9 protein-coding genes and 1 riboswitch are annotated in these 7,165 nt (G+C 75.7%); of the genes, 4 read left to right on the top strand and 5 right to left on the bottom strand.

Annotated features, from left to right (window positions below; genetic code table 11):
• A riboswitch (glycine riboswitch) is annotated at nucleotides 1–88 on the bottom strand. This riboswitch is flagged as partial in the annotation.
• A 77-nt stretch (nucleotides 89–165) separates the two neighbouring features.
• Together ACFWEK_RS02805 and ACFWEK_RS02800 are read right to left on the bottom strand one after the other, a co-directional pair.
• Nucleotides 166–819 carry an HdeD family acid-resistance protein gene (locus ACFWEK_RS02805; RefSeq protein ID WP_430553015.1) on the bottom strand — a complete coding sequence of 218 codons (654 nt, stop codon included), beginning with the start codon at nucleotides 817–819 and terminating at the stop codon, nucleotides 166–168.
• 73 nt (nucleotides 820–892) lie between these two features.
• Nucleotides 893–1,801 carry a LysR family transcriptional regulator gene (locus ACFWEK_RS02800; protein ID WP_430544895.1) on the bottom strand — a complete coding sequence of 303 codons (909 nt, stop codon included), beginning with the start codon at nucleotides 1,799–1,801 and terminating at the stop codon, nucleotides 893–895.
• 185 nt (nucleotides 1,802–1,986) lie between these two features.
• Between ACFWEK_RS02800 and ACFWEK_RS02795 the strand changes: the two genes are divergently transcribed.
• Nucleotides 1,987–2,430, top strand: coding sequence for a hypothetical protein (locus ACFWEK_RS02795; RefSeq protein ID WP_430544894.1), 444 nt, complete (start codon nucleotides 1,987–1,989; stop codon nucleotides 2,428–2,430).
• 7 nt (nucleotides 2,431–2,437) lie between these two features.
• Here the strand turns inward: ACFWEK_RS02795 and ACFWEK_RS02790 are convergent, their stop codons facing one another.
• The 3 genes from ACFWEK_RS02790 to ACFWEK_RS02780 all read right to left on the bottom strand — a co-directional run bounded on the left by ACFWEK_RS02790 (nucleotide 2,438) and on the right by ACFWEK_RS02780 (nucleotide 5,130).
• Nucleotides 2,438–2,935, bottom strand: a complete 498-nt coding sequence (locus ACFWEK_RS02790; protein WP_430544893.1) for a DUF6328 family protein — start codon at nucleotides 2,933–2,935, stop codon at nucleotides 2,438–2,440.
• The gene (locus ACFWEK_RS02785; protein ID WP_430553014.1) at nucleotides 2,932–3,723 is read right to left on the bottom strand and encodes an endonuclease/exonuclease/phosphatase family protein; all 792 of its coding nucleotides are present in this window, start codon (nucleotides 3,721–3,723) and stop codon (nucleotides 2,932–2,934) included. The genes ACFWEK_RS02790 and ACFWEK_RS02785 overlap by 4 nt, the downstream gene beginning before the upstream one ends.
• A gap of 225 nt (nucleotides 3,724–3,948) precedes the next feature.
• Nucleotides 3,949–5,130, bottom strand: coding sequence for an aminotransferase class I/II-fold pyridoxal phosphate-dependent enzyme (locus ACFWEK_RS02780; RefSeq protein WP_430553013.1), 1,182 nt, complete (start codon nucleotides 5,128–5,130; stop codon nucleotides 3,949–3,951).
• 84 nt (nucleotides 5,131–5,214) lie between these two features.
• Between ACFWEK_RS02780 and ACFWEK_RS02775 the strand changes: the two genes are divergently transcribed.
• Genes ACFWEK_RS02775 through ACFWEK_RS02765 form a run of 3 tightly spaced genes read left to right on the top strand, consistent with a single transcriptional unit; the run spans nucleotide 5,215 to nucleotide 7,148 of the window.
• Entirely contained in the window at nucleotides 5,215–5,763 is a 549-nt protein-coding gene (locus ACFWEK_RS02775; RefSeq protein WP_430544890.1) for a DUF1992 domain-containing protein, read from the top strand.
• 6 nt (nucleotides 5,764–5,769) lie between these two features.
• On the top strand, nucleotides 5,770–6,369 hold the full coding sequence (locus tag ACFWEK_RS02770) for an AAA family ATPase (protein ID WP_430553012.1): 600 nt from the start codon (nucleotides 5,770–5,772) through the stop codon (nucleotides 6,367–6,369).
• Nucleotides 6,366–7,148 (top strand): HAD-IIA family hydrolase, encoded by a 783-nt coding sequence (locus tag ACFWEK_RS02765; RefSeq protein WP_430553011.1) that lies wholly within the window; start codon nucleotides 6,366–6,368, stop codon nucleotides 7,146–7,148. Before ACFWEK_RS02770 ends, ACFWEK_RS02765 begins: the two co-directional genes overlap by 4 nt.
• The last annotated feature ends 17 nt before the right edge of the window (nucleotides 7,149–7,165 follow it).

Here is a 7,165-nt window from a genome sequence, read left to right as displayed (position 1 = left end):
GCCTGAGAGATTCCCGGGGAGGGTTGCTCCTTCGGCGCCGGCCGGCCACCTTGCGGGGGCGCGGCGCGAGCTCTCCCGTCGCGGTTCGAGCGGCTATGCGGCAACCGCACCCGGAGGTGCGGCCGCGTTGTGGGCAGCCGGGGCTGCGGTGTGACGCGCCCGATCCTACCCGGCCGCGGCACCGTCCCGGGCCTTGCGGGCGTCCCGGTCCCGGGTGCCCGTGGCGAACGCGCCCACGACCAGCACCGCGCCGGTGAGCACCAGGTAGAGCGCGAGCAGCTGCGCGCCCGTGGCGACGTCCGAGCTGGGCCGCAGCAGCATCACCAGACCGAGCACGATCCACAGCACCGCGTTGACGAGCTGCCAGTCCCACGACGTCGTGCGGAGCGCGCGACCCCGCAGCGCGCCGATGACGCCGACCACGCCGGCCGCGCACGCCCACACCGCCACGACCAGGTACATCACCGGGCCGGTCATGGACGGCCAGACGATGATGAGGACGCCGGCGACGAGGCTGACGACGCCCGCGATCAGCCGCCAGCTGATCTCGTCGCCCGTGCCCTGCGGCCGGCCCGACCGCTTCGTGGGGGCGCCCTCCAGCGTGAGAAGCACGCCCTGGACGACGATCACCAGGCCGACGAGCCACCGCACCCACACGAGCCCGCGGTCGGGGTTCGCGAACAGCACGATCCCCGCCGCCAGGTACATCAGCGCGCGCAGGTACACCAGGCCCCAGAGGCGGCGGGCGGCGCCGAAGGTGCGGTCGGACAGGGGCGCGGCCCCCGGCGACCCGGCCGGCCCCGACGTCGTGTCGCTCATGCTCGCGATGCTAGGAGCGGTCCCGCCAGATCGCGCGGCGGAGACCTGCGGCGTCGCGGGCGGGAGCGGCCCCTCAGGCGAGCTCGAGGTCGCGGGTCACCTCGACCATCGCGTCGACGACGGCGCGCACGGCCGGGCCGGGCTCGTGCCGCGTGGCGCGGTGCCGCGCCACGATCCGCCGGGTGCCGAGGCCCGCGAGGCGCGCGACCTCGACGCCCTCGGGCACGTCCCCGCCCTGGAGCGCGAGCGCGGGCAGCATGGCCACGCCCTGGTTCGCCGCGACGAGCGCGAGCGCCGTGTCGAAGTCGAAGAAGCGGTGCCGCTGGCTGACGGTCGTGCCGAGCGTGCGGGCGAGGCGGCGCAGCGCGCGGTCGGACGCCGTGTCGGCCTCGGCGCCCACCCACTGCAGGTTCGCCAGGTCGTCGAGGCGCTCGGGCATGGGCAGCCCCGCCGGCACGACGACGCACCACGGCTCGTCGAGCAGCGGGACGTCGTGCACGCCGCGGGGGGCGGGGGAGTCCATGTCGGCGTCGCGCTCGAGGAGGATCACGTCGAGGTCGCCGGCGCGCAGCATGCGGATCGCCTCGGCCGGCTCGTGCTCGCGCACGTCCACCTCGACGGCGGGGTACTGCTCGGCCAGGTCGAGCAGCATGGGCGCCACGACGGCGCGGATCCCCGTCTGGAAGGCGCCCAGCACGACCTTGCCGCTCACGCCCTCGCCGAGCCCGGCGATCTCCTGCCGGGCCTCGAGCAGCTCGGCCTCGATCCGCTCGCCGGCCTCGGCCAGCACGCGTCCCGCCGGGGTGAGGGTGACGCCGCGCGGCCCTCGGTCGAGGACGGCGATGCCCTCCTCGGCCTCGAGCCGGGCGATCTGCTGGGACACCGCGGACGGGGTGACATGCAGAAGATCTGCTGCCGCGAGCACGCCCCCGGCGCGGTGCACGGCAAGGAGGAAGGCAAGTCTCCGTGGGTCTGTGGCCATGTAGAGATACTAACTGCCGGTCGGAGAAGGATTTGATTGTGCTGAACGCAGATCGTGCTGCAGAATCGTTTCGACGCCAGCCGGACCTCTCCGGTTCCCGGGTCTCGGGAGCGGCGTCCCCACATCCTCAGCTCTTCCTTCCCATGGCACACCTGTGCCATGCCGACCCCCCGGAGGTGCCCGTCATGACGATCTCCCTGCTGACCGTGATTACTGCCCTCGGGTGGGTCGGCGCCATCGCCGTCGTCCTCGCCTACGGCATGGTGAGCAAGGGCCGCTGGACCGCCGACGGCCTCCAGTTCCAGCTGGCCAACGTCGCCGGCGCGGCCGTGATGCTCCTCATCGCGATCATGAACGGCATCTGGCCGTCCGCCCTGTCGAACGTCGCCGCCGTCATCATCGGCGCTTTCGCGATGCGCACCATCGCCCGCACCCGCCGCGCCGAGCGGGCCGCCGCCGCGCAGCTCGCCGCCGTCCAGTCGACCGGCGACCCGCACGCCGTGGCCGTCGTCGACGGCTCCGCGGAGCCGGCCCCCGGCGCCCTCGTCGCCGAGGTCCTGAGCGACGCCGCGCCCGTGGCCGACGTCGCCGAGCTGCCGCGCCAGGAGCGCGTCGACCTCGCCGCCTGACCGCGCGTCACTCCCGGCGGTGCCGCACGAACGCGGGCACCACCGCCCACAGCCCGAGCAGCACGACCGCCGACGCGGCGCCCACGACGATCCCCGCCGTGCGACCCAGCACGACGTCGAACACGAGCTCCGCGGTGCCCGCCAGCGCGACGGCGAGGAGCACGAGGCCCGCGCGCGCCATCATGTCGCCCCCGGTGACCACCGAGCGCTTGAGGTGCTTGCGGAACAGCGCCCGGTGCAGCGCGACGGGCGCGACGAGGAGCCCCGTCGTGGCCACGCACACCAGCACGAGCACCAGGTACACCGTCCGCTGGTAGTCGTCCAGGTCCCCGAAGCGGCTCTGGAACGGCAGGATCAGGAGGAACCCGGTGAGGATCTGCACGCCGGTCTGCATGACGCGCAGCTCCTGCAGCAGCTCGTTCCAGTTGCGGTCCGAGCGCTGCTCCGGCGTCTCCGGGCGGCCGTGGGACCGGTCGGGCACACCGCCGGTGGGCTCGTCCGTCATCCCGCGTCCTCACCGGGTGCGGCGTCGAGCGCCAGGTCGACCACGACGGCGCGGTGGTCGCTGACACCCAAGTCCACGGCCCGCGCGGCGGCGGCCGCGGCGACCGGGCCGTCGGCGAGCACGTGGTCGATGCGGAGCCAGGGCCGTGTGCGCGGATAGGTCGGCACGTGCACGAGCTCGCGCCAGCCCGTGCGCCGGGCGGGCAGGTCACCCCGGGTGTTGAGGTCGCCCAGCAGCACCAGCGGGCGCGGCGCGTGCCGGAGCCGGCGCCGCAGCCGCCGCAGCTGAGCGCCCTTCCACGGCTCGCTCTTCGACAGGTGCGTGGCGACGACGGTCAGCGGACCGTCGGGGGTCGCCACGGCGGCCGCGACGGCGACGCGCGGCTCGTCCACGCCGAGCGGCGGCACCCCCGGCAGGTTGAGGCCGGGCAGCCGCATGGCGTGCCAGGCGCGCACCGGGTGCCGGCTCAGCAGCGCGATCCCGTAGCCGGGCGGGGCGGGCAGTCGGCCGTCGTCGCCCGCGGCCGTGCGGGGGGCCCGGCGACGGCGCCACGCCGGGTCGAGCGACCCGCGGACCGCGGGGACGAAGCGGTGCTCGGGCATCCCGAGCGCCGTGGCGACCCGGTACGCCTGCGCCTCCCCGTCGGACCGCGCCTGGCCGTGGTCCACCTCCTGCAGCGCCACGACGTCGGCGTCCAGCGCGGCCAGCGCCTTCCCGAGCCGGTCGAGGTCCACCTGCCGCCCGTCCACCAGCGCGTGCTGGACGTTCGCCGTCACCAGCCGGATCATCCGCCCTCCGTCCACGAGGTAGTGCCAGCCCTGCCGAGGTAGTACCCGAACTGCCGAGGTAGTACCGGGCCTGCCGAGGTGGTACGCACCCCCGCGAGGTAGTGCGAGCCTCCCGCACGAGGCGCCGTCTCGCACCCACGAACGGTGCGCCACCCCGCCCTCGCCTTCCTTCTCACGACCTCGCAAGGACCGCACGACCTCGCGGAGGCGCGTACCACCTCGGCGTCAGAGAGTGCGGTGCCAGGCGACGATGCGGTCGACGGCGCGGGAGACGACGTCGGGCGCGGCGGCGAAGGAGAGGCGCACCCAGTCGCCCCCGCCCACGACGTCGAAGTCCGCACCGGGGGTGATCGCGACGTCGGCCTCGGCCAGCAGGCGGCGGCAGTAGGTCACCGAGTCGCCGCCCACGGCGTCGCGGAAGCCCGCGACGTTCCCGTAGAGGTAGAACGCGCCGTCGGCGGGCGCGACGGGGCGCCAGCCGAGCTCGTCCACGCGGTCGAGCAGGGCGGCGCGCGACGCCGCGTACCGGGCCACGTTCTCCGCGGCGGCGGCGTATCCGGCGGGGGAGAACGCCGCGACGCCCGCGTGCTGCGCCAGCGCCGGAGGCGAGAGGGCCACGTTGCCTGCGAGCGCGTCGACGGGGCCGACCAGCTCGTCGGGCAGGACGAGCCAGCCCAGCCGCCAGCCGGTCATCGCCCAGTACTTCGAGAACGAGTTCACCACCACGGCCCCGGCGTCCGTGTACATCGCCGCCGTGGCCTGCTGTACGTCGGCCGAGTAGGCGATGCCGTGGTAGATCTCGTCGCTGATCAGGCGCACGTCGTGCTCCTCGCACCACCGTGCCAGCGCGGCCAGCTCGGCGGGCGGGAGCATCGTGCCGGTCGGGTTGGCGGGGGAGGCCACGACCAGGCCGTCCAGCCCGCCCTCGTAGTACGCCTCCATGAGCTGGGAGACGGTCGGCTGGTACCGGGTGTCGGGGCCGCAGTCGAGCTCCACCACCTCGCACCCCAGCGCGGCGAGGATGTTCTTGTACGCCGGGTACCCCGGGCGGGCCAGCGCGACCCGGTCCCCGACGTCGAAGGCCGCGAGGAACGCGAGCAGGAACCCCCCGCTCGACCCGGTCGTCACGGCGATCCGCGCCGGGTCGACGTCGACGTCGTACCAGCGCCGGTAGTGCCCGGCGATCTCGCGGCGCAGCGCGGGCACGCCCATCGACTCCGTGTAGCCGAGGTCCGCGGTGCGCAGCAGCTCCGCCGCCTTCTCCCGGACGACGTCCGAGGCGCCGGTCGACGGCTCGCCCGCGCACAGGTTGAGCACGTCGTGGCCGGCGGCACGCCGCTCGTTGGCGGTGGCCAGCACCTGCATGACGGCGAACGGCGGCACGTGGCTGCGGCGCGAGACCTTCATACGGTCATCATGCCGGGTCCGGTCCCCGCGGCGGCGGCCCGGTCCGCCCCTAGGCTGGGAGCAGCCGACCCGAGGGGGATGCCGATGTTCCGACGACGCCAGGACAAGGAGACGGACCCGGCGCGCCGGGCCGCGCAGTACCAGGTGGACCGGGAGGCGGCCGCCGACACCGCGGCCGCGGAGGAGGCCGGCGACGCCGCACCCGACGAGGGGGCCGCACCGGGCCGGGCCAGGCGCCGCATGGACGACCGCGCCCTGTGGGTGGACACCGTCGTCGACCAGGCGATCCGGCGCGGCGAGTTCGACGACCTGCCGCTGGAGGGCAAGCCGATCCCCGGGCTGCGCGGCACGCACGACCCGGACTGGTGGCTCAAGAACCTCGTGGAGCGCGAGCAGATCACCGGCGTCCTCCCGGCCGCGCAGCTGCGCCGCGACGACGCGGAGCTGGACGAGACGCTCGACCGCGAGCCCGAGGAGAAGCGGGTCAGGGAGACCGTCGAGGAGTTCAACGCGCGGGTCGTCGACGCCCGCCGGCAGCTCATGGGCGGCCCGCCGGTCGTGACGCCGACGCGCGACGTCGAGCGCGAGGTGCAGCGGTGGCGCGAGCGCCGGCGCGCCCGCGGGATCTTCTGAGGCCCCGTGGCTGACGTCGTCGTGGTGACGGGGCCGCCGGGCTCGGGGAAGTCGGCCGTCGCGACGGCCCTGGCCGACCTGCTCGACCCGTCCGCGCTGCTCGAGGCGGACTGGTTCTTCGGCCGGTGGCGGCGCGGCGCCGTCGACCCCTGGCTCCCGGAGGCCGCGCCCCAGACCGTGCCCGCGGGCCGGGCCGCTCTCGCCGCGACCGTGGAGCTCGCCCGCTCGGACGCCTGGGTCGTCTACGACGGCGTGCTGCACCGGGACGCCACCCGGGACCTCGCCGCCCGCGCCGCCGGTGCCGGCGTCGCCGTGCACCGCGCCGTCCTGCTGCCGCCCGTTGACGTGTGCCTCGCGCGAGTGGCCGCGCGGACGGGGCACGGCTTCGACGACCCCGGCGCCACGCGGGACATGCACGCGGCCTTCGCGGCCGAGGCGGACGGCGCGGATGACGATGGCGCGGCGGACGGCGGTTCGGCGGACGGCACCGTCCTGCGTGACGCCGGCGCGTCGCCCGACGACCTCGCGGCGCGGGTCCGCGACCTGCTGCACGCCGGGGCGCTGCGGGTGCCCGGGCCGGTCCCGACCGGGGGAGCGCGGCCGTGACCGCGCACGCCGTCCTGCTCGACCTGCAGGGCACGGTCCACGAGGGCGACCGTCTGGTCCCCGGCGCCGACGCCGCGGTCGCCGCGCTGCGCGACGCGGGGCACGCCGTCCGCTTCGTCACCAACACGGACTCCCAGGACTCGGCGTCGATCGTCGCGCGGCTGCGGGGGATGGGTCTCGGCCTGGACGCGGACGAGCTGTTCACCCCGGTGGACGCCGCCGTCGCCGACCTCGAGGGCACCGGCGCACGGGTGCACGTGCTCGCCACCGCCGCCGTCCGCGACCAGCTCGCCGCGCGTCTCGACGTCGTCGGGCCGGAGGACGACCCGACGCACGTCATCGTGGGCGACGTCCACGACGTGCTCGGCTACCCCGCCCTGGATGCCGCCTTCCGCGCCGTCCTGGGCGGAGCGGAGCTGCTGGCGCTGCAGCACGGGCGCTGGTTCCTGCGCGACGGCCGGCCCGCGCTCGACACCGGGTCGGTGGTCGCCGCGATCGAGCACGGCGCCGAGGTGACGGCGCGCACCCTGGGCAAGCCGAGCACGGAGTTCCTGCGGCTCGCGCTGAGCACCGTCAGCCCGGCGCCGGAGCCCGGGCGCACGTGGGTGGTGGGCGACGACCGCTCGTCGGACGTCGCGATGGGTCGCGCGGCGGGCGTCCGCACGGTGCTGGTGCGCACGGGGAAGTTCGCCCGGCAGGCCGACGACGACGCGCTGCCGCGGCCGGAGCACGTGCTGGACGACGTCACCGGGCTGCCGGAGCTGCTCCGCGGGGCGTGAGGGCGCCGGGCACGAGC

This window comes from Isoptericola sp. NPDC060257, assembly GCF_042726645.1.
GTDB classification, from domain to species: Bacteria; Actinomycetota; Actinomycetes; order Actinomycetales; family Cellulomonadaceae; genus Isoptericola; species Isoptericola nanjingensis.
The sequence above is the reverse complement of the archived record's forward strand: the minus strand, read 5'-3'. Positions and strand labels throughout refer to the sequence as shown.